This is a genomic window from Hymenobacter sp. 15J16-1T3B (genome assembly GCF_020711235.1).
Lineage (GTDB): Bacteria > Bacteroidota > Bacteroidia > Cytophagales > Hymenobacteraceae > Solirubrum.
In genome coordinates, this window is sequence record NZ_JAJFAV010000021.1 from 69298 (window position 1) to 92250 (window position 22953).

A 22953-nucleotide genomic window follows, 5' to 3' on the forward strand; every position below is an offset into this window, starting at 1 on the left:
CGGCGGTGGGCTATTTTTGCGGTTTCGGGCGGCAGAGGCACTACCATGAACATAGCAGTTATCGGCGGGGGAATTACGGGGTTGGTTACGGCCTGGCACCTGCAGCGGCGCGGCGCTACGGCCCACGTGTACGAGGCGGGCGAAGTAGGCGGCAACATGCGCAGCCGGCACCTGCCCGGCGGCTACGTGGTGGAGCTGGGACCCAACTCCCTGCAGCTCAGCCCCGAGCTGGCGGAACTTCTCAAGGGCCTCGGCCTGGAAGACCAGATTCAGGAGCCCGAAGCCGTGAGCAGCCGCCGCTACGTGGTGCGCGACGGGCGGGTGCGCGAGCTGCCCGCCAAGCCCCAGCAACTGCTGCTGAGCGGCTTTTTCTCGCTCGGCGCCAAGCTCAACGTGCTGCGCGAGCTGCGCCGCCCCGCTCAGCCCGCCGACCCGCAGGAAACCATTGCCCACTTCTTCCGACGCCGCTTCGGCCAGGAAATCGTCGATTACGCGGTCAATCCGTTCGTGTCGGGCATCTACGCCGGCGACCCGACCCGGCTGCTGGTGCACCAGACGTTTCCGCAGCTGCCGGCCCTGGAGCAGCAGCACGGCTCGGTGCTGCGCGGCTTTGCCAAAACCATGAAGGGCGCGGCCCGCCGCCGCATCATCTCGCTGCGCGGCGGCCTGCAGGCCCTCACCGATGCGCTGGTGCAGCAGCTGCGCCACGTGCACCCGCGCACCCGGGTGGAAGCCCTGCTGCCCCAGCCCGACGGCCGCTTCCGCCTGCGCCTCGCGGGCCAGCCCGCCCTGGCCGAAATCTTCGACGCGGTGGTGCTGGCCCTGCCCGCCTACGCCGCCGCCCCGCTGCTCGCCCCGCTCGACGCCGACGCGGGCGAGGCGCTGGCCGCGGTGCACTACCCGCCCATGACGGCCGTGCACACCGCCTACCTCCGCGCCGACGTGCAGCACCCGCTCAACGGCTTCGGGGCGCTGAGCCCGAAAGCGGAACAACCCGTGGCCGCCGGCACGTTGTGGAGCAGTTCGCTGTTCCCGGATCGGGCGCCGGCCGGGCAGGTGCTGCTGACCTCCTTTGTGGGCGGGGCGCAGTACGAGGCCTTGGCCCAACTGCCCGACGAGCAGCTGCTGGCGGCAGTACGCGCCGAGCATGAGCGGCTCTACGGGCTGCGGCCGGGGGCGCCGGCGCAGCTGCAGCACATTTTTCGCTGGCCCCGAAGCATCCCCCAGTTCGATTCCGGCATCTTACCGGCACACGCGGCTGCCGACCGGCTGGCAGCCCGCGGCATCTGGACGGTGGCCAACTGGCGGGCCGGGGTGGGCATTCCCGACTGCCTGCGCCGCGCCGAGCAAGTGGCCACGGCCCTGACGCCCGCGTAGGCGCGCTTTTGGGCCGTCCGCAATTCTTTTTCTTCCGCCGAGCTTCGGCTCGGTGGCTTACTTGGCTACGCGTTGGCCGAATTCTTACCTTTGGCCTAATGAACGATTCGCTCGTCATCATACCGACCTACAACGAACGGGAAAACGCCGAGCTGATCATCCGCAAAGTGTTTTCGCTGCCGAAGCTATTCGATGTGCTCATCATCGATGACGGCTCGCCCGACGGCACCGCCGACGTAGTGCGCGGGTTGCAGCACGAGTTTCAGGGGCGCCTGCACTTGGAGGAGCGTCGGGGCAAGCTGGGCCTGGGCACGGCCTACATCCACGGGTTTCGCTGGGCCTTGGCGCACGGCTACGGCTACATCTTCGAGATGGACGCCGACTTCTCGCACAACCCCGACGACCTGATCCGCCTCTACGAAGCCTGCGCCGTGGAAGGCCACGACATGGCCATCGGCTCGCGCTACATCACCGGCGTGAACGTGGTGAACTGGCCCATGGACCGCGTGCTTATGTCGTGGTTTGCCTCGGCCTACGTGCGCTTCATCACCGGCATGCCCATTATGGACGCCACCGCGGGCTTCAAGTGCTACACCGCCCGCGTGCTCAGCGCCATCTTGGAAAACAAGATTCGTTTCGTGGGCTACGCCTTCCAGATCGAAATGAAATGGCTGGCTTTCAAGTACGGCTTCCGCATCAAGGAAGTGCCCATTATCTTCACCGACCGCACCCGCGGCGCCTCGAAGATGTCGAAGGGCATTTTCAAGGAAGCGTTGCTGGGCGTGGTGCAGATGAAGGTCGACAGCTGGTTCCGCCGCTTCCCGCAGCGCGGCCCGCAGAGCACCGCCGCTGCGCCAAGCCCGACGGCCGCAACCCCGGCCGGGGAAACGCGGTAAGGGTGGGCAACGGACCGCGGCGGCGGTCCTCTTCTTACGGGCGCGCTGCATGACGATTACTCCCTGGTTTTGGGTTGGATTCAACCTCTTCGTGCTGGCCATGCTGCTGCTGGACTTGCTGGTGTTCAACCGCAAAGCCCACGTGGTGCGCATGCGCGAAGCGCTGAGCTGGAGCGCCTTCTGGATTGCGCTGTCTTTGGCGTTTAACTACCTGGTTTACCGGGAACTGGGCCGCGAGTCGGCCATGAACTTCCTCACCGGCTACCTGCTGGAAAAGGCCCTGAGCGTGGACAACCTGTTCGTGTTCCTGCTCATCTTCACCTACTTCAAAGTGCCGCCGCAATACCAGCACCGCATTCTGTTCTGGGGCGTGCTCGGGGCCTTGGTGCTGCGGGCCGCGTTTATCGTGCTCGGGGCGGCGCTCATCAGCAAGTTTAGCTGGACGCTCTACCTGCTCGGGGCCTTCTTGGTGTACACCGGCGTGAAAATGGCCAGCAGCAGCGGCGACCCGGACATCGACCCGGAAAACAACCCGGTGGTGAAGTTCCTGAGCCGGCACCTGCCCATCACCAACCGCTACGAGGGCGGCAAATTCTTCGTGCGGCGCGAAAAGCTGCTGTTTGCCACGCCGCTGTTTGTGGTGCTGGTAATGGTCGAAACCACCGACGTGGTCTTCGCCGCCGACTCCATTCCGGCTATTCTGGCCGTTACTCAGGACAAGTTCATCGTCTACACCTCCAACGTGTTTGCCCTGCTTGGGCTGCGCGCCCTGTATTTCGCCCTGGCCGGGCTGATGACGCTGTTTCACTACCTGCACTACGGCTTGGCCCTGATTCTCGTGTTTATCGGCGGCAAGCTGCTGCTGCACGACTTCTTCGTGGTGCCGACGGAGTGGGCGCTGGGCGTGGTGGCCGCGCTGCTGGCCTTGTCGGTGGTGGTGTCGCTGCTGCTGCCGAAAAAGGAAGTGCCGGTGGACATGCCCGACGAGCTGTAGCCCGCTCCGAGGACGGGGCAGCTGCCAGAGGACCTTGCCGGCGGGCCGCCTTTCGCACCTCGTAAAGTAAACCGCGCGCTGCTGCGTCGACCCGGGAACATGCCGACCGGAGCCGCATCCCCGGCCGCTTTTCCCAATGAACAACGAGCTGACTTACCGCACGGCCGCGCCGACGCCGGCCCTGGCGGCCGTGGTCGAAAGCTACTGGCTGCTGCGCAACCCCGGCCCCGCGCGGCCCGTCTGGCTGTTGCCCGACGGCCGCATCGACGTGCTCTTTTCCCGCGCCCGGGTCGAGCCCTGCCACGTCACGCTCATGGGCCTGGGCACCGAAGCCGAAGCGGCGCCGCTGGCCGCCGACGCGCACATCATCGGGGTGAGCCTGCGGCTGCTGGCGCCCGAATACCTGCTACGCACCCCGGTGGCCGACCTGCTCAACGGCGTGCGCCCGCTGCCGGCCGACTTCTGGGGCTTTGCCCCGGCCGACCTCGACGACTTCGATGCCTGCTGCGCCCGGCTCGACGCCTTGCTTCCCACCCTGCTCGCGCCCGCGCTCGACCCGCGCAAACGCCGGCTGTCGGAGCTGCTCTACGCCGCCGATGGCGGGCTGCCGGTGCGGGAGTTGGCGGCGCAAGTGGGCTGGGGCAGCCGGCAGATCAACCGCTACTTTCAGCACTACCTCGGCCTGCCGCTTAAGGCGTACAGCGGCATTTTGCGGTTTCGGGCGGCGTTTCCGCAGCTCAAGGCAGGGCGACTGTTTCCGGAGCAGCAGTTTGCCGATCAGGCTCATTTTATCCGGGAGGTGCGCCGGCTGGCGGGCGTGCGCCCCAAGGATCTGGCGCGCAACGAGAATGACCGATTTATTCAATTTTCCGCCTGGCCCGTGCCCTAGCTTTGCCTTCGTAACCCATTCGCTACGAGGACCATGCTACTCACCCACAAACAAACCGCCATCATCGGCGGCGGCCCCGGCGGCCTGACGCTGGCCCGCCTGCTGCAACTGCAAGGCGCCGTCGTCACGGTGTACGAACGCGACCTGGACCGCACGGCCCGGCAGCAGGGCGCCACCCTCGACCTACACGCCGACTCGGGGCTGCGCGCCCTCACCGAGGCCGGGCTGCTCGACGCCTTTCGCCGGCACTACCGCCCCGGCGCCGACCGGCTGCGCCTCGCCGACGGACAGGCCCGCATTCTGTTCGACCAGCACGAGCAGGCCGAGGAACTCTCGTTCGGTCACGAGCATTTCCGCCCCGAAATCGACCGCGCCCCCCTGCGCGAGTTGCTGCTCGACGCGCTGCGGCCGGGCACCGTGGCGTGGAACAGCCAGCTGCGCGAGCTGACGCGGGCGGGCGCAGGCTGGCACCTGCACTTCCAAGATGGCCGCACGGCCTACGCCGATGTGGTCATCGGGGCCGACGGGGCCACTTCCAAGGTGCGCCCCATGGTGACGCCGCGGCCGCCTTTCTTTACCGGCTACACCCTGGTGGAAGGCACCATCGACGACGCGGCCCGCCACGCGCCGGGCCTCTGGGCGCTGACCAAGGGCGGCAAGGTCTTCGCCCTGGCTCACGACCAAAGCATCATCCTCAGCGCCAAGGGCGACGGTAGCCTCTCCTTCTACACCTGCCAGGCCAGCACCGAGGACTGGGTACAGCGCAGCGGCCTCGACTTCCGGAACCCGCCGCAGGTAGCCGCCTGGTTTGCCCAGGATTTCGCCGCCTGGAGCCCGGCTTGGCAGGAGCTGTTTGCCACCGAGCATGTGTACTTGGTGCCCCGCCCGCAGTACTGCATGCCCCTGGACCAGACGTGGGAAACCCAGCCCACCCTCACCCTGCTCGGCGACGCCGCCCACTTGATGCCGCCCTACGCCGGCGAAGGCGTGAACATGGCCATGCTCGACGCGCTGGAGCTGAGCCGCTGCCTGACCGACGGCCGCTTTGCCGACCTGCACGCGGCCATTGGTCACTACGAAGCCGAAATGCGCCAGCGCGGCAGCACCGTAGCCGCCGTTTCCGTCGAGGCCATGCAGCAGCTGCACTCCCCGGGCGCCATGGCTTGGATGAGTCAGCTAACCGAGGCCTAAACACGCGCAGCGGGCGTGGCTACGCCTTGCTTCGGTTCGGCCCGGGCTACAAACGCGAAGGCCGCCCGGCAGAACCGGGCGGCCTTCGCGTTGGGCGGCGTACGGCAGCCTTACTGCTTCGGCGGCGTGGCCGGGGCGGCTTCGGGCTGCGTGGCGTTGACGCCGGCGTCGGGAGCGGCGCCGCCGGTGTTGAGCAGATCGATGAGGTTGATGGGGTCGAACTGGCTGCTGTCGGTGGCAATGACGCGGGTGGTGTCGGGGCGCGGCGCGAAGCTCATGTAGCCGCGGGCCGGCCCGGTCAGGTTCACCGAGCGGCTCAGCCCATCGGCTTCGGACTCCGGAATGTAGCCGCGGGCGGCCATGATGTCGGCAATCAGGCGGAAGAAGTAGCGCGTGCTGCGCCGCAGGTCGCCGTAGGCGTCGAACGACTGGCGGGCGTACTTGGGCTTGGGAATGATGCTGGCCAGGTACAGGCTTTCCTGCAGGTTGAGGTCGGCGGGTACCTTGCCGTAGTAGAACTTGGCGGCTTCGGCCACCCCGTACACGCCCCGCTCGCCGCCGGGCCAGCGGTACTTGCTGGGGCCCCACTCGATGATGTTCAGGTACACCTCCATCATGCGCTGCTTGCTCACCAGGCGGGTGTTTTCGATCAGCCACACCATCAGGGCTTCCTCGGCCTTGCGGGCAATGGTCTTCTGGCGGGTCAGAAACACGTTTTTCACCAGCTGCATGGAGAGGGTGCTGCCGCCGCGGGCGAAGCGCTTTTCCTTGATGTTCTGGATGGCCGACTTCACGAAGGCCTTTTCCATGAAGCCATGGTGGGTGAAAAAGCGCGGGTCTTCGGCCGTGATGATGGCGTATTTCAGGTAGTTCGATACCTGATCAAAGGGCACAAACTCGGGGTTCGAGGGGCCCACGAGAAAGGTCTTGAGCGAGTCGCCCTTGTCGTTGTAGGCCGTGTAGGGAAACTCCTGGTTGAGCATGCGCAGGTCGGTTTTGCCGAAGCGCGTGATGCGGAAGTCGTTGCTCTTCTTCAGCGAGGAGTCGAACTTGAGGCTGTCGACCTGCTGCATGTCCAGGGCCAGGTTCATGCGGTACTGCAGAGTGCCGGTGCCCTGCATGCCCTGCACGGCCTCGAACACGCCCTGCGGCAAGGAGGCGAAGAAGTCGGTGGCCGGCGTCGCGGCCGATTCCACGTTGGCCGCCACCAGCAGGCCGCGCAGGCGCGGGCTGTAGTTGCGCGTATTCTCGTCGTAGCGGCCCTTCAGGTCGGCCGCCGTGCGCATTTTGATGCTGAGCTGCGGGTAAGCCTCGATTTTGTTGAGGCGCACCTTGGTGCCCTTGTCCAGGGCCAGGTAGTTCTGGCCCAGGGTGGCCACGAAGTCGATGCCGCCGCGGCGCACCACCACGTCGGTGTCCGAAATCTTGGGGTGGTTCAGGCGAAAGTTGCTGGCGGCGGCGGCCCCGCGCACGGTCAGCTGCTCGTCGTCGAATTCCTTGCCCGCGAGGCTCAGGTGCAGGGTATCGAACTGCACCCGCGCCCCGAAGCGGCGCTGCAGCAAGGGCAGCACCACCGGCTGCCGGTTCTGGCCGAACACCTGCACGTCGAGGTCTTCGTCGCCCTGCTCCACGTGGCCGGTCAGGCCGATGCGGTTCGTGACCGAGTCGAGCACCACGGTGAGTTGCCCGGTCAGGTCGCCGTCTTCAATGGCCAGCTGGGGCATGGTGAGCTGGGCCGTGTGGCGCGGGCTCTGGTAAGTGACGAGAAAGTCGCGGAAATCGGCCTGGCCGGGAATGTTGTCGAGGCCCGCGTCGAGCAGCTGGTTGAGCACGGCCCCGTAGTTGGTGCCCTTGGTCGTGTCGCGCTTGACGGCGGTGGCGGCCCCGCGCTTTTTGAGCAGAAAGCCGTAGTTGTCCTGGCCGCCGGCGGTTTTGCGGGCGCGCAGCCGGGCCTGGTGAATCTGCAGGTCGCTGAATACCGGGCGGCGGGCAAACAAGGAGCGCAGCGAAATGCTGGCCGTGATGCGCTGGGCGGTGAGCAGCGTGTCGCGCAGGCCTTCCTTGGGCACCAGGCTCACGCCGTTGATCTGCACCGTGTTCAGGTCGGTGAAGGCGGCCGGGCCCAGGCCCAGCGTCACGGGGTACTTGCGCTCCACCTTGGTTTTGACTTCGCCCAGGGCGTAGCGCAGCAACTGCTCGCGCTTGAGCAGAAAAATGCCCAGCCCGATGAGCAGCAGGGCCGCTACCGAGCCCAGGCTCCAGTACAATATTTTCTTGGTCTTCGGCTTCACGCGTGGGGTCGAGAGAGGGTATTGGGCGGCGACTCAGGCCACTTTCGTGCCGGAGCCGGCAGGCCGCCGAAACAAAAGTACCATAAACTGCCCCTACGCGCCGAGCTTCTTTGCGTTGCCGGGGCCGCCGGGCCTCGCTACCTTCGCCCGTGAATCGAGCCGGAGCGCCGCGCCGGCGGGCCGAAGCCAGTGCTTCAGCGCCTGTAACCCCGGCCGCGGGCTCCGCAGTTCCGCCCTCCATGCTGCACGACGCGCTGACCCCGCTCTCCGCCCTCTCGCCCCTCGACGGCCGCTACCGCCGCCAGACCGCCCCGCTCGCCGCCTATTTCTCCGAGCTGGCCCTGATCCGCTACCGCGTGCTGGTGGAAGTGGAGTACTTCATTGCCCTCTGCGAGCTGCCCCTGCCCCAGCTGGCGGGCGTCGAGCAGGAGGTGTACGAACCGCTGCGCCGCCTCTACCAGGACTTCGCCGAGGCCGATGCGGAAGCCATCAAGGCCCACGAGCGCGTGACCAACCACGACGTGAAAGCCGTGGAATACTGGCTGCGCGACCAGTTCACGGGGCTGGGGCTGGACGAGTACCTGGAGTTCATTCACTTCGGGCTGACCTCGCAGGACGTGAACAACACCGCCGTGCCGCTGAGCCTGCGCGAGGCCCTGCAGCGCGAAATTCTGCCCGCCTACGAGCAGCTGGCCGATCAGCTGCGCGCCTTCGTGGCGCAGTGGCAGGAGGTGCCCATGCTGGCCCGCACCCACGGGCAGCCCGCCTCGCCCACCCGCCTGGGCAAGGAGCTGGACGTGTTCGTGGCGCGCCTCGAAGCCCAGCTCGGCCTGCTCAAGCAAGTGCCGTACGGAGCCAAGTTCGGCGGGGCCACCGGCAACTTCAACGCCCACCACGTGGCCTACCCCGGCATCGACTGGCACGAGTTCGGCAATCAGTTTGTGAACGAGCAGCTGGGCCTTTCGCGCTCCTACCCCACCACCCAGATCGAGCACTACGACCACCTGGCCGCCACCTGCGACGGGCTCAAGCGCCTCAACACCATCCTCATCGACCTGGCGCGCGACGTGTGGCAGTACATTTCGCTGGGCTACTTCCGCCAGCAGGTGAAGGCCGGCGAAGTGGGCTCCTCGGCCATGCCGCACAAAGTCAACCCCATCGACTTCGAAAACGCCGAGGGTAACCTGGGCCTGGCCAACGCCGTGCTGGAGCACCTGGCGGCCAAGCTGCCGATTTCGCGCCTGCAGCGCGACCTGACCGACTCCACCGTGCTGCGCAACCTGGGCGTGCCGCTGGGCCACATCCTGATTTCGCTCACGGCCCTGCAGCGCGGCCTGGGCAAGCTGGCCCTCGACGAAACCGCTCTGCGCCGCGACCTGGAAGCCAACTGGGCCGTGGTGGCCGAGGCCATCCAGACCATCCTGCGCCGGGAGCGGTACCCCGACCCCTACAACGCCCTCAAAGCCCTCACCCGCACCGGCGGCGCCATTTCGGCCGCCACCATCGGCGCGTTTGTGGACGACCTGGACGTAAGCGAGGCCGTGAAGGCCGAGCTGCGCGGCATCACGCCCTGGAATTACACCGGAGCATAAGCCTCACTACATTTACAATTAGCTCCTTGCATGCTCCGCGCAATAGTTACTCCTTGGCGCCAAGCTATCCTGGCGCTCTTGCTTGCTATGCCCCGGCTGCTGGCGGCTCAGACCTGGCAATGGGCCGAAGCGCCTGCGCCAAGCGCCATTCCCGGCCTGAGCCTGACGGCCCTCGACGCGGCCGGTAATCTGGTGGTGGCCGGGCGTTTCGCCGGCACGCTGATTCTGGGTTCGGACACGCTGCGCACCCCGGGCGACCGGGACGTGTTCGTGGCGCGGCGCAGCCCCAGCGGCCAATGGTTGCGGGCCTACCAGGCCGGCGGGCCCGGGCACGAGGCGCCGGCTGGCCTGGCCCTCGATGCGGCCGGCAACATCATCATTGCCGGCACTTTTTCGAATGCGAGCAGCACCACGTTCGGGCCGTTCACCTTGCCGAACGCCGGCCAACCGAACACCCCAGACCTTTTCGTGGCCCGCCTAAGCCCGGCCGGTCAGTGGACGCAGGCGGTGCGCGCCGGCGGTAGCGGCGCGGAAACCATTGCGGGCCTCGCCCTGGACGCCAGCGGCAATGCGGTGGTAGCAGGCTCCTTCGGGCTCGACAACTCGCCCGCCGTTTTCGGGTCCTTCTCGTTGGCCAGCAACGGCGCCGAGGATGTATTCGTGGCCCGCCTGAACGCCGCTGGTCAGTGGACGCAGGCGGTATCGGGCGGCGGCTCGGGGTCCAAAGTGGTTCGTGGCTTGCACGTCGACGCGGCGGGCACGGCCACCGTACTGGGCGCCTTCAACAGCCCCAGCATCGCATTTGGCGCCATTACCCTCACCAGCCTGCCGCCGCTCAGCGGCTTTAGCTTCCAATACGACGTCTTCGTAGCCCGTCTGAACGCCGCGGGCCAATGGACGCAGGCTGTGCGCGGCGGCGGCTCAGGCTCCGAGTCGCCCCTGGCACTGGCCGTCGACGCCGGCGGCACGGCCACCGTGGCGGGTTCCTACCAAGCCCCCAGCTCCACCTTCGGCGCCACCACCCTGACCACCACTGGGCTGGCCGACGTGTTTGTGGCGCGTTTGAGCCCGGCTGGCGTCTGGACGCAAGCGGCCGGCGGCGGCAGCACCAACGACGACAACGCCTTGGCGGTAGCAGTCGATGGCAACGGCAACGCCTTTGTGGCCGGCTCCTTCCGGGGGCCTACGGCCAGCTTCGGCCCGGCCACGCTCCCCAACGCCGCCCCAAATACCGACGACTTGTTCGTGGCCCGCCTGAACGCGGCCGGGCAGTGGACGCAGGCGGTGGGCGCGGGCGGACCGGGCGTGGAGTACGGCTTTAAAGTACAACTGCTGCCCGGCGGCGACTTACTCCTGGCCGGCGATTATACCGGCGCGGCGGTGTTCGGCAGCACCACGTTGCCGATGCCCGGTATGTTTTCGGCGGGGTTTCTGGCGCGGCTGTCGGGGCAGGCGCTGCCCGCGCGCAGCGGCCAGCCGGCACTGGGGCTGGCCCCCAACCCGGCCCATACCACCGCTCACCTGACGCTGGCAGCCGCAACAACGCCCCGCACCCTGCTGCTGCTCGATGCCTACGGTCGTACCGTGCGGCAGCAACCCGTCGCGGCCGGTGCTACCAGCGCGACGCTCGGCGTGCAGGGCCTGGCGCCGGGGTTCTACCTGGTCCGGTGCGGCGACGCCAACAGCCGCTTGCTGGTGGAGTAATTCGTACTTACCTCCTGCTTGAAGCCGCTTTCCGCGCTGGGAAGCGGCTTTTTTGCGGCCGCTCATCTCGCCTCCGCTTGAGGCTCATTGCCAGATGGTCTGGACCTTGACCTGCGCTTTGCCAACTCAAAGTACGGCCGCCAGTGCGGCAGCTGCTCGGTGTTTGTTCCGCTGCAGCGCGTTTGCGGAGGGACGGCCCGTAGCGAAGCGGTGCAAGCGGAGCTGTACGGTAGCACGCTCTGGATTGCGTGGAAGTTGGAGTTAATTGGCGCTTCTTCCTTTTCCAAATGCCCCGTTACTGCCGAGCGGGGCGCATGATTTGTATAACCCTAGTGCTGAATCACTAAGGGCCGCTTCTATGGAAAAAATCCAATAAATTATATTGTTTTTAAGACAGAATTTAGTTAGAACATTTGGTATACCTAATTTAATCATGAAGATTGGGACAGTCTGCGACTACCACTCCTTGCCGCAAGTGGGGCTGCGTCCGCCGGTGCCGGTCATTCCGCCTACGCCCAGGTACGACGTTGTGCATCTCAGCTACAAAACCACACCTCGTTTTTGTTGCTTCCCCTCCTTATGTCCCATTCCGATTCTTCCGCTCCCCTGCTCGTGCCCCCTACCGAGCAGCACCCTGCTACGGCCCAACAGCAGGCGCGCATGGCCGCCGCCGTGGCAGAAATTGCGGCTACGGCTGACTTGCATCCCGGCGTTATCATCATTGCCAATCTGTTGGTCGACCGCGTGGAATACATGTCGCGGCGCGGCCTGACGGAACTGCGGACCACCCTGCCCGAGCTGCAGGCACTGGGCCCCGGCTACTGGGAAAAGTACTTCAACCCCACCGACTCCGCGGACCTGTTGCCCAAGGTGTACGAGATGATTCAGAACCCGGACCCGTGGGCCTCGGTGAGCATCTTTCAGCAGGTGCGCACCGCTCCGGACGGCGGCTACGTGTGGCACCTGAGCGCCACGCGGGTGCTGCTGCGCGACGAGCCTACTGGCCAGCCGCTGCTGCTGGTCACGTCTTCCGTGCCCATCGACCCGCTGCACCACGTCACCCACAAGGTGAGCCGGCTGCTGGAAGAAAACAATTTTCTGCGCCAGAACGCCCCGCGCTTTGCCACGCTCACCGCCCGCGAGCGGGAAGTGCTGCGCTTATTGGCCCTGGGCCACAGCGCGCCCGAAATTGCGGCGACGCTGCACATTTCTCCGCAAACGGCCGAAACGCACCGGCGCAATTTGCGCCAGAAGCTCGGCGCGGATTCGGTATTTGAGCTCAGCCAGTACGCACGGGCCTTCGACCTGATCTAGGCATGGTCCGCTGGTGGCGGCCCGGAAATACCTACTTCCAGGTATTGTGCTATGACAGGAATCGGTAGGAACTTTGAGGTTTCGTATCCTCACTTTTCCACCGCCTATGTACAACTTTACCCGGATAGTGCGCCGTACCGGCGTGCCGTTATGGCCCGCGTTATTTGCCCCGTGGCTACTGGCCGTGCCGGCCGCGGCTCAAACAGCGCCGACCTGGCAGCAGGCGTTCAGCGGCAACGCTTTACAGCCGACCAGCTACGAAGCCAATTCGGAAATCAGAGCTACGGCCGCCGACGGGGCGGGCAACATCTACGTGGTGGGCCGCGTCTCCGGCGACGCCACGTTCGGCAGCATTCGACTGCCTTCATCTGGTGGCAACGTTATGTTTCTGGCGAAGTGGAGCACCCTTACCAACAGCTGGGTGTGGGCCATCCGTAGCAGCGACGCCTGGCCGCAGGCCATTGCCGTGAGCGGCAGCAGCGTGTACGTGACGGGCTTCTACCAAGGAGCTACCTGCACCTTCGGCGCCACCACGCTCACCAACCCCAGCACGTCCACCCAGTCCTCGAACGAGTTTTTCGTGGCCAAGTGGACCGACAACGGCAGCAGCGCCACCGGCAACTGGGCCTACCAGGGCACCAGCTCCGGCCAAGACCAAGGCAATGGCATTGCCGTGAGCGGCAGCAGCGTGTACGTGACGGGCAGTTTCTCCACCCTGGGCAGCCCTTTTACGGTAGCGGGCACCACCCTGACGCCGTCCTACACAAACGAGGCCCTGTTCACGGCCAAATACACCGACAACGGCGCAACCGCAACGGGCAACTGGGCGGCCGCCTCCAGCGGGGCTTCCAGTGCTAAGCCGGGCGTTGCCAAAGGCAAGGCCATTGCCGTCAGCGGCAGCAACGTGTACATCACGGGCGAAGCCGCGGGCGACATCGTGGCGGGTGGCACCCTGCTGCGAACCGGCCAGCAGGGCCAGTCGGGCTCTGCGACCGATATTATCCTGGCCAAGTACACCGACAACGGCTCCTCGGCTACGGGCGCGTGGGGCCTGCGCGGCGGGGGCGACTACTACGACACCGGCAACGGCGTGGCCGTGGACGGCAGCAGCGTGTACATCACGGGTGAATACATCCACAGCGTCGGCACTAGCGTCAACAATGCCTCCGTTATCGGCGGCATGGCCATGCCCGCGCCCGGCTTTGGCGGCTCCAGCCAGCTGTTCGTGGCCAAGTTCACCGACAACGGTGCCGGCACGACCAGCAACTGGCTGCGCGTGAGCAGTAGCTCCGGCTCCGCAAGCAACCCCAACTCCAGCGCCAATGCCTCCGGCAACGCCATCACCACCAGCGGCGGCGACGTGTACGTGGTGGGTGAGTATTACGGCACGACGGCCCAAATCGGCTCCACCAACCTACCCAGCACGGGCGGCAACGGCGCCGACGACGCGTTCGTGGTTAAGTACACGGCCAGCGGCAGCGAGGGTTGGGTGAAAAGCGCCGGCAGCAGCGGCAGCGGCAACGGGGACCGTGGCAACGGCGTGGCTGTGAGCGGCAACAGCGTATTTGCCGGCCTTTACATCGAGAATAACGGCACTTTCAACACCACGCCGGTAACCTTGACGCCTAGGCTCGTGGGCGTGCTGGGCCAGCTGGCCACAAGCGACGGTAGCTGGCAGCGGGCCGAGTTTCCGCTGTCGGGCGGGCGCTCCATTACGCGGGCCACGGCTACCGATGCCGCCGGCAACGTGTTCGTAACCGGCAGCTTCAGCGGCAGCATGGGCTTCGGCAGCACGGTATTGTCGGCGCTGGGTTCGGGTAGCTCGGGCTCCGATATCTTCCTGGCCAAGTGGAGCCCCAGCACCAACACCTGGGCGTGGGCGGTACGCGGCGGCGGCTTGGGCCTTGATGTGGCCACTGGTCTTGCCGTGAGCGGCAACAACGTGTACGTAACCGGCTCGTTTGAAGGCACCGCCACCAGTCCGGCCACAATGGCCGGCACGGCCCTAACCAGCGCCGGCGGCACCGATGTATTCGTGGCCAAGTACACCGACAACGGCAGCACGGCTACCGGCAACTGGGCCGTGGCCGGTGGCGGTACCGGCGCCGACGCGGGCACGGGCATTGCCGCCAGCGGCAGCGCCCTCTACGTATCGGGCAGCTTCACCAGCAACACCAGCGCCACCATTGCGGGCACGCCCCTGGCCGGCGCCGGCGGCACCGATGCCTTCGTGGCCAAATGGACCGACAACGGCAGCAGCGCCGCGGCCGGCTGGGCCGTGGCCGGCGGCGGCACCGGCACCGACGCGGGCGCCGCAGTAGCCGTGAATGGCTCCAGCGTGTACCTGACGGGCAGCTTTACCAGTGCTACCGGCGCCAGCATTGCCGGCACGGCACTGGCGGGCGCCGGCGGCACGGATATGTTCGTGGCCAAATTTACCGACAACGGCAGCAGCGCCGCGGCCGGCTGGGCCGCCAGCGGTGGCGGCCCGAACGCCGACGCGGGCACGGGCATTGCCGCCAGCGGCAGCGCCGTGTACGCGGTGGGGCAGGTGTGGGCCAGCAGCAACGCCACCATTGCGGGCACTGCTATTCCCAACGCGGGTAACCACCAGATGTTCGTGGCCAAGTACACCGACAACGGCGCTACGGGCAGCGGCACCTGGCTGAAAACCGGCGGCGGCACCGACGACGACGGTGCCCTGGCCGTGGCTGTCAGCGGCAGCAACGTGTACGTGACGGGCCGTTTCAGCAGCAACACCAGCGCCACCATTGCGGGTACGGCGCTGGCCGGCTCGTCCAGCCCCTACAACTACGAAAACTTCAGCGACGACGTGTTCCTGGCGAAGTACGTCGACGCGGGCGCCACCGCCACCGACGGCGGCGCGGTGAGCGGCGGCGGCCCGGGCATGGATGCGGGACGCGCAGTGGCCGTGGGCGGCAGCTACGTGTACGTAGTCGGCGAGGTCATGCCTAGCACCACCGCCCCGACCACCTTCGGCAGCAGCTCGCTGACGAACCCTACGGGCATCGAAATCAATTTTCTGGGCCAGATCCGGGTGGGCACCACGCCCACCATCACCAGCTTCACCCCGGCCAGCGGCTCGGTGGGCACCAGCGTAGTGCTTACTGGTACGGGCTTCACGGGTGCTACAACCGTGAGCTTCAACGGTACGGCTGCCAGCGGCTTTACCGTTAATTCGGATACGCAGATTACCGTGAGTGTGCCCACGGGCGCCACCACGGGTGCTATCAGCCTAAGCACGCCTAGCGGCACGGCCAGCACCGCTGGTAGCTTCGTAGTGACGCTGCCCGTGCCCTGCACGGCCCAGGTCACGGTAACGCCGACCGGACCGGTGAGCTTGCCCGGCGGGGGCAGCGTCACGCTCACGGCGCAAGCTGTGGAGCCGGCTTTCAACGCGGCCGGCTTTACTGGGTTGGTTTATGCCGCGCTACGGCTGCCCAACGGGCAGGTGCTGGTAGGCGGAAGCTTCCAGGCCTACAACGGCGTGAACGTGCCGCGGGGTCTTATCCGCCTCAATGCCGATGGAAGCCGGGACCTGAGCTTCAACGGGACCAACTCCGGTTTTGACAACGGGATTGTGCGGAGCATAGCGGTTCAGGCAGACGGCAAAATACTGGTGGCCGGAGATATAAACTCGTATAACAACGCTGCTACGCCCTGGGGCGTCATCCGTCTTAACGACGATGGAAGCCGCGACACCGGCTTCAACGGCTCCAATGCCGGGTTCAATGTGGCTGGTGGAAACGTACTAAGTGTAGCCTTGCAGTCGGATGGCAAAGTATTGGTGGGCGGTAACTTTATCACCTACAACGCGGTGAGCGTACCGCGCGGCGTGGTCCGGCTGAACACTGACGGTAGCCGCGACACTTCTTTCAACGGCAGCAACTCCGGCGTTAATGGTGGAACGGTGAACACGTTGGCCGTGCAGCCCGATGGCAAAATCCTGATCGGCGGGATTATCTTCGACTACAACGGCGAAGAACCATCCGGTACCATCATTGAACAGGTGCCCAACGGGCTTATCCGGCTTAACCCTAACGGCAGCCGCGATGCTACCTTCAACGCTTATATCGGGGTAAACGCCGGGTTCAACCGCGATGTGATTTCGCTGGCGTTGCAGCCCGATGGGAAAGTGTTGGTCGGCGGTGCATTTTCTATTTACAACAACGCCGACGTACCCGATGGCCTCGTGCGCCTCAATGCCAACGGCAGCTACGATGCAAGCTTCAACGGCGCCAATGTAGGTACCGCTGGTTTCACGATGACCCCTGGACAGGTAGCGGTTGGCCAAGTGTTTGCGCTGGCGTTGCAGGCCGATGGCAAAGTGCTGGTGGGTGGGGCGTTTAGAGATTACAACAAAGTCGAAGAAACGACCCCCACGCAGCCGGTACCCGACCACCTCGTTCGACTGAATGCGGACGGAAGCCGCGACGTGAGTTTCAACGGCTCAAACGGCGGCTTGGATAACTACGTGTACGCGCTGGACCTGCTGACCAGTGGCAGAGTACTAGTAGGAGGCTTTTTCACGGCCTACAACGGCAACGCCGCTACGCCCGATTACCTGTTCGCCCTCAACGCCGATGGCAGTCGGAACACTGCCGCCACGCCCGTTGCCGGCGCCACCTACACCTGGACGCCCGGCAACACCACCGGCCCCACGCTCACGGTGACGCAGGCGGGGAGCTATACGGCCACGGCCAGCTACGGCAGCGGTTGCACTGTCACCTCGGCCCCGGTGCAGGTAACGTCTTCGCTGGCCGACTTGACCGTCAGCACCGCGCAGAACATCAGCGGCTCGTACAACAACGTGACCATCACCGGCACGGGCGCCGCCACGCTCAGCGGCCCGCTCGCGGTGAGTGGCACGCTGACGGTGCAGAGCGGCGGCGTGCTCACCACCAACTGCCAGGCCCTGACCGGCAGCGGCAGCTTCGCCCTGCCGGCGGGCGCCACGCTCAGCATCTGCGACGCGGCCGGCATCACCCTTTCGGGCGCCACGGGCGCCGTGCAGCTGACGGGCACCCGCTCCTTTAGCTCCGACGCCAGCTACGTGTACAACGGCTCGGTGGCGCAAGTAACCGGCAGCGGCCTGCCCGCTCAGGTGCGCAACCTGACGGTCAACAACGCCGCCGGCGTAACCTTGAGCCAGCCGCTCGGCCTAAGCCAGGTGCTGACGCTGACCACCGGCAACCTGAACACCAACGGCCAGGCGCTGACTCTGCTTTCCTCGGCGGCCAGCACGGCCCTGGTGGTCAATACCAACGGCGTGGTCAACGGTACGGCTACCGTGCAGCGCTACATCAGCCCGGCCCTGAACCCGGGCACCGGCTACCGCCACCTCGCGGCCCCGGTGGCCAGCACCACGGTGGCGGACCTGGCCACCAGCGGGTTTGCGCCCGTGGTGAACCCGGCCTACAACACCTCGGCTACGCCCAACCAGGTGACGCCCTTCCCGACGGTATTCGGCTACGACCCGGCGCGGCAGGCCACCAGCCCCGCCACCGGGTACAGCACCTTCGACAAAGGCTGGGTGTCGCCCGCGACGCTGACCGATGCGCTGCAGCCGGGCCGCGGCTACACCGTGAACCTGCCGGCGGCGCAAACCGTCGACTTCGTGGGCCAGCTCAACACCGGCACCCTGCCGCTGAGCTTCGCGCGCGGCGCCGGGGCCGACGCCGGCTGGCAGCTGGTGGGCAACCCCTACCCCGCCCCGCTCGACTGGAGCCGCGTGCCGTCTGCCGACCGCAGCGGCCTGACCGGGGCCATGCACGTGTTTGAAAGCACCGGTCCGTACGTGGGCCGCTACCGCAGCTACGTCAACGGCGTGGGCAACCCCATCGTACCGCTGGGCCAGGGCTTCTTCGTGCGCGTTGCTGACTCCGCAGCCACGGGCCGCCTCACGCTGCGCGACGGGCACCGCCTGACCGCCCCCGACGCCACGCCCCTGCTGCGCGGCACGGCCGACCTGCGTCCGCAGCTCGAACTGCAGCTGCTGGGGGCCGGCACGGCCGATGCGACCTACGTGTACGTTGAAGCCGGCGCCACCAGCGGCGTCGACGCCGAGTACGACGCGCTCAAGCTGCCGAACAGCACCGGCCTGAGCCTCGCCTCCCTGGCGGGCAGCCGTCCGCTGGCCATATCGGGCCTGCCGCTGCTGACGGGGGCTACCGTGGTGCCGCTGCACGTGGCCGTGCCCCGCGCCGGCACCTACGCGCTGCAAGCCGCCCAGCTGCTGAACCTTGCGTCCGGCACTCAGGTGTACCTGCACGATGCCCTCACCGGTCAAGACGTCAGCCTGCAGCCGCTGACCAGCTACTCCTTCGTACACGACGGCCTAGCGGCCACCGGCCGCTTCAGCCTGATGTTCCGCCCCAGCGGCGTGACGGCCACGGCCAGCGCCCGGCAGGCCGACCAGCTCAGCGTATTCCCCAACCCGACGACGGGCTCGTTTACGCTGCGCCTCGCGGCCGCGGTGCCTGGCCAGCAGGCCGACGCCACGCTGTACAATGCGCTGGGCCAAGTGGTACGCCGCCAGCCGGTATCGGTGCTGGCGACCGGGCTGCAGGCCGAATTCAGCGCTGCCGGGCTGCCGGTGGGCGTGTACACCCTGCGCCTGACGCTGGCCGATGGCACCTTCCTTACCAAACGTCTTATCAAGCAATGATGACTTCTTCGTTCGCTTCCCCAATTGCCGTTTCCCGTTCTCCTTTCTCCGCTCACATACGCAAGTTGACCACCGGCTTGGGTAGTGGGGCTGCGCTGCTGCTATTACTGCTGCTGACCGGCCCCGCTTCCTTGGCCCAGACGCCCGGCTCGGGCGGGCCCACGCCCGGCACGCCGGCCGCCGACCCCACGGCCGTGCCCCTCGACGGCGGGGCCTCCTTGCTGCTGCTGGCCGGGGCCGGCGTAGGCCTTCGGGCTCTGCGCCGCCGGACGAGCTAGTAACGAGGATGCACCTCGGCCTTGGCAAAAGCCGCTTCCCGCTGGGAGGCGGCTTTTTTTGCGGGCGGCCAGGTCCACCGTCTGCTTCCGCGGCCGCCTCCCGGTTTTCCTTTTTTGCAGGCCGGGCAGACAATCAGTTGCGCTGCAGGCCCATTTTACCGGTCAGCACCCGCACTAGGCTACCTATCTTGCCACCGCATTGTTGTTTTCTCATCCGATATGAAACGCATTCTTACCCAAGGCTTCGGCGCCGCGTTGTGCGCCCTGCTGGCCGCGCCGCTCGGCCTGCAAGCCCAAACCTGGCAGTGGCTCACCACCCAGCCCCGCACCGGCGGCACCTCCCAGATTACGGCCTCGGCCCTGGATGCCAGCGGCAACATCGTGGTAGCGGGCACGATTTCCGGCACCGTCGTGCTGGGTACTACCTTGCTGACCAGCGCCGGCGGGCAGGACCTGTTTGTGGGCCGGCTCAGCCCCAGCGGCACTTGGCTGCAGGCGGCTAGCGCGGGCGGCGCAGCCAGCGACTACCCCACCAAGGTGGCCGTCGACAATATGGGCAACATCGTGGTGACCGGGCGCTTTGCCAGCCCCACGCTGGATTTTGGCACCGCCTTCACGCTCACCAACGCCGGCCCCAGCACCACCAACGACATTTTCGTGGCCTGCCTGAACGCCGCCGGGCAGTGGACGCAGGCCATCGGCGTGGGCGGCCCCGGCAACGACGAGCCGCGGGGCCTGGCCCTGGACGCCGCCGGCCGAGCCACCGTGGCGGGCTTCTTTCTGAGCCCCACGCTCACGCTCGGTTCGCTCACGCTGACCAACGCCAGCGCCGCCGGCCTGAGCGCGGATATTTTCGTGGCCCGCCTCTCGGCCGCGGGGCAGTGGACCGAAGCCGTGCGCGCCGGCGGCATCGACCACGACAACATTTTGGACTTGGTGCAAGACGCCGCCGGCACGGCGTACGTTGCGGGCATCTTCACCAGCGCCAGCGTGGCCTTCGGCCCGACCACCCTTACCAATGCCGACGCTAGCCGCGTGACCTTTGACGCCTTCGTGGCCAAGCTCACGCTGGGCGGCGCGGCCGGCACCGGCGGCACTTGGACGCAGGCCGTGCGCGCCGGGGGCGCCCAGAGCAACGACCAGTTCAACGCCCTGGCCGTCGACGGCAATGGCAACGTGGTGGTGACCGGACTCTACCAAGGCGGCGCCTCCACCATCGGCACCACTACGCTCAGTGCCCCCGCCCCGGGCGTCAACTATGACCCGCTGGTGGCCCGGCTGAGCGCCGGCGGCACCTGGACGCAGGCCGTGCGTGCCACCTCGTCGAGCCTGTGCTACCCCACCACCGTAGCCCTCGATACCGACGGCAACGCCACCATTGCGGGCCAGCTGGCTGGCCCCACGGCGCAGTTCGGCACCGTGGCGCTGGACCACCCCAACTCAACCGGCGTCGACGTCTTTGTGGCCCGCCTCAGCACAGCCGGCGTTTGGACCTACGGCGTGCGCGCCGGCGGCAACGCTACTGACGGGGCCAATAACGTCATCTTGACGGGCACCTCGGCCATCGTATCGGGCTTTATTGGCGCCACTGCCAGCGGCCCGTTCGGGTTTGGCTCGCTGCCCGTCGATGCCTCCTCCACCACTTGTTTTGTGGGCCGCTTGGGCGGCTTGGTCAACGCCACGACAGGCCCGCGCGTGCGGGAGCCGCTGAGCCTGGCACCGAACCCCGCGCGCGAGCTGGTGCGGCTGCACCTCGGCGCCGCGGCCGGCCCGGAGGTGGTGGTAACCGATGCGCTGGGCCGGCCGGTGCGCCGCGTGGCCGTGCCTGCGCACGCCAGCACTGCCATGCTCGACGTACGGGGCCTACCGGCGGGCGTGTACGGGGTGCGCTGCGGCGCCGCCGGCGGCCGGCTGGTAGTGGAGTAGCCTGCGCCGCCAGCTTCCCGGCGGCTCCCGCGCGCCCTTTTCGGGCCGCGCCTTGGGCTGTAACTTGCGCGTTCATCTTTATAGCTATGCGCACATTTTCGGCCGTTCACCGGTTGCTGACGTTCCTTATGTGGCTGCCCATCTGGCTGCTGGCCCCGCCCGCCCACGCCCAAAACTGGCAATGGGCGCGCGGCGGCAGCCAGATGGGCGGCCGGGCCTCGGCCGTGGATGTGCGCAACGGCAGCACGGTGGTGGCGGGTTATTTTGAGGGCAGCCTTACCCTGCCGCCCTTTGCGCCACTGACCGGCCCGGGCTTGTACGTGGCCCGCTTTACCAGCGCCGGTGTGTGCACCCAACTGGTGCAGGCGCCCGGCGACGCCGTATTCCCCAGCGACCTAGCCATCGACGCGCAGGGCAACATCACGATTACCGGTAATTTCACGCTGAGCGTGACGTTTGGCGCCGCTACGCTGACCCGCTCTCTGGGCAGCAAAGACGGCTTCGTGGCCCGGCTAAGTGCCGCGGGAGCATGGACGCAAGCCGCGCAGTTCGGCTCGGGGTACAACACCGAACCAACCTCGCTGGCGGTGGATGCAGCCGGCACGGCCACGGTGGTGGGGCATTTCGACGGCCCAGCACTGGCCCTTGGGGCGTTTACGCTGCCTAACGCCGACCCCACGGGCACCACCACCGACCTGTTTGTGGCCCGCCTCAATCCGACCGGCGTTTGGTCGCAGGCGCAGAGCATTGGCGGGACGCAGTACGAGCGGGCCTTCGGCGTGACGCTGGATGCGCAAGGGACGGCCACCGTGGTCGGGAGCTACGAAAGCCCGCGCGTCAACTTCGGCACCAAGCAAGTGGTCAATACCAGCCTGGCGTACCGTAGTGAGGGGTTCGTCGCCAGCATGTTGCCCACGGGGCGCTGGACGCGCGCCCTCGCCATCGGCAGCGCGGGCGTTGACCGCGCCGACGCCGTCACGCTGGACCGCCAGGGCCGCTTGGTGGTGGCCGGCGTGTACCAGTACAGCATCAACCTGAGCAGCCTGCCCACGCTCTACAATTCGAACGCGCCCTACGAGGAAATTTTCGTCGCCCACCTCGACACGGCCACGAATACGTGGGTGCAAGCCACCCGCCTCAGCGGCGACAACGAAGACAAGGTGGTGGGCCTGGCCGTCGACAATCAGAACACCGTGCTGGTAGCCGGCTTTACGCGCAGCAAGTGGTTGTACGGCGGCACCGCCCTCCTCACGAATTTCAACCAATTCAACAACAACGCCGACGTGTTCGTGGCGGGCTTGTCGGCGGCCGGCACCTGGCAGTACATCCTGCAGGCCGGGGGCGGCGGGGACGACTTGCCCGCGGGCATGGCCGCCGACGCGCAGGGCCGCTGCGCCGTGGTCGGCGGGTTCGGCAGCTCGACCCTGGCGGCGGGGGCGCAGGCCCTGGCCAACGCCAGTGCGGACCCGGTCCTGCACGCGGCCCCGTTCGTTCTGCGGACCGATGCCACCGTCACGGCGGCCCAGGCAGCGGCCGTGGAGTCCGCGTTCAGTCTCGCGCCCAACCCGGCCAGCCAGCAGGTGCGGCTCACGTTTGGGCGCGGCCCGCACGCGCCCGGCGTGCAGCTGCTGGACGGCCTGGGGCGGGAAGTGCGGCGCTGGGACGTCGGGGCGGCGGCCACGCAGGCGGTCTTGCCCTTGGTTGGCCTGGCCCCGGGCGTATACCTGCTGCGCAGCGGGCGCGCAACGGCCCGCTTGCTGGTGGAATAATCCAGCGCGTGCGGCGGCGTAGCGCGTCGCTTTCCTTGGCGGCT

General features: G+C 67.0%; 13 protein-coding genes. 12 read left to right on the plus strand and 1 reads right to left on the minus strand.

What is annotated here, in order from left to right; all coding sequences use genetic code 11:
* Positions 1–45 precede the first annotated feature (45 nt).
* The 5 genes from hemG (at position 46) to LJ737_RS24840 (ending at position 5347) form a co-directional block, all read left to right on the plus strand.
* Positions 46–1377 carry a protoporphyrinogen oxidase gene (hemG, locus tag LJ737_RS24820; RefSeq protein WP_227769467.1) on the plus strand — a complete coding sequence of 444 codons (1332 nt, stop codon included), beginning with the start codon at positions 46–48 and terminating at the stop codon, positions 1375–1377.
* A 98-nt stretch (positions 1378–1475) separates the two neighbouring features.
* Positions 1476–2273: a polyprenol monophosphomannose synthase gene (locus LJ737_RS24825; protein WP_227769468.1), complete on the plus strand. Its 798-nt coding sequence runs from the start codon at positions 1476–1478 to the stop codon at positions 2271–2273.
* Positions 2274–2322: 49 nt separating this feature from the next.
* A complete protein-coding gene (locus tag LJ737_RS24830) occupies positions 2323–3267 on the plus strand; it encodes a TerC family protein (RefSeq protein ID WP_227769469.1) in 945 nt (314 codons plus the stop codon).
* Between the two features lie 136 nt (positions 3268–3403).
* On the plus strand, positions 3404–4156 hold the full coding sequence (locus tag LJ737_RS24835; RefSeq protein ID WP_227769470.1) for a helix-turn-helix domain-containing protein: 753 nt from the start codon (positions 3404–3406) through the stop codon (positions 4154–4156).
* A gap of 33 nt (positions 4157–4189) precedes the next feature.
* Positions 4190–5347 (plus strand): FAD-dependent oxidoreductase, encoded by a 1158-nt coding sequence (locus tag LJ737_RS24840; protein ID WP_227769471.1) that lies wholly within the window; start codon positions 4190–4192, stop codon positions 5345–5347.
* Positions 5348–5457: 110 nt separating this feature from the next.
* Here the strand turns inward: LJ737_RS24840 and LJ737_RS27225 are convergent, their stop codons facing one another.
* A complete protein-coding gene (locus LJ737_RS27225; RefSeq protein ID WP_227769472.1) occupies positions 5458–7638 on the minus strand; it encodes a transglycosylase domain-containing protein in 2181 nt (726 codons plus the stop codon).
* Between the two features lie 239 nt (positions 7639–7877).
* On the opposite strand from LJ737_RS27225, the gene purB reads away from it, so the two are divergent.
* From purB to LJ737_RS24885, 7 genes are all read left to right on the plus strand, one after another.
* The gene (gene purB, locus LJ737_RS24850; protein WP_227769473.1) at positions 7878–9230 is read left to right on the plus strand and encodes an adenylosuccinate lyase; all 1353 of its coding nucleotides are present in this window, start codon (positions 7878–7880) and stop codon (positions 9228–9230) included.
* Positions 9231–9317: 87 nt separating this feature from the next.
* Positions 9318–10934 (plus strand): T9SS type A sorting domain-containing protein, encoded by a 1617-nt coding sequence (locus LJ737_RS24855; protein WP_227769474.1) that lies wholly within the window; start codon positions 9318–9320, stop codon positions 10932–10934.
* A gap of 579 nt (positions 10935–11513) precedes the next feature.
* On the plus strand, positions 11514–12248 hold the full coding sequence (locus tag LJ737_RS24860; protein WP_227769475.1) for a helix-turn-helix transcriptional regulator: 735 nt from the start codon (positions 11514–11516) through the stop codon (positions 12246–12248).
* Positions 12249–12354: 106 nt separating this feature from the next.
* The gene (locus tag LJ737_RS27030) at positions 12355–18936 is read left to right on the plus strand and encodes a DUF8693 domain-containing protein (RefSeq protein ID WP_262908035.1); all 6582 of its coding nucleotides are present in this window, start codon (positions 12355–12357) and stop codon (positions 18934–18936) included.
* Positions 18937–19001: 65 nt separating this feature from the next.
* Positions 19002–19214 (plus strand): PID-CTERM protein-sorting domain-containing protein, encoded by a 213-nt coding sequence (locus tag LJ737_RS24875; RefSeq protein WP_227769476.1) that lies wholly within the window; start codon positions 19002–19004, stop codon positions 19212–19214.
* Positions 19215–19433: 219 nt separating this feature from the next.
* Complete coding sequence (locus LJ737_RS24880) at positions 19434–21140, plus strand: T9SS type A sorting domain-containing protein (protein ID WP_227769477.1); 1707 nt, start codon at positions 19434–19436, stop codon at positions 21138–21140.
* Positions 21141–21226: 86 nt separating this feature from the next.
* Positions 21227–22909 carry a T9SS type A sorting domain-containing protein gene (locus LJ737_RS24885; protein WP_227769478.1) on the plus strand — a complete coding sequence of 561 codons (1683 nt, stop codon included), beginning with the start codon at positions 21227–21229 and terminating at the stop codon, positions 22907–22909.
* Positions 22910–22953 lie beyond the last annotated feature (44 nt).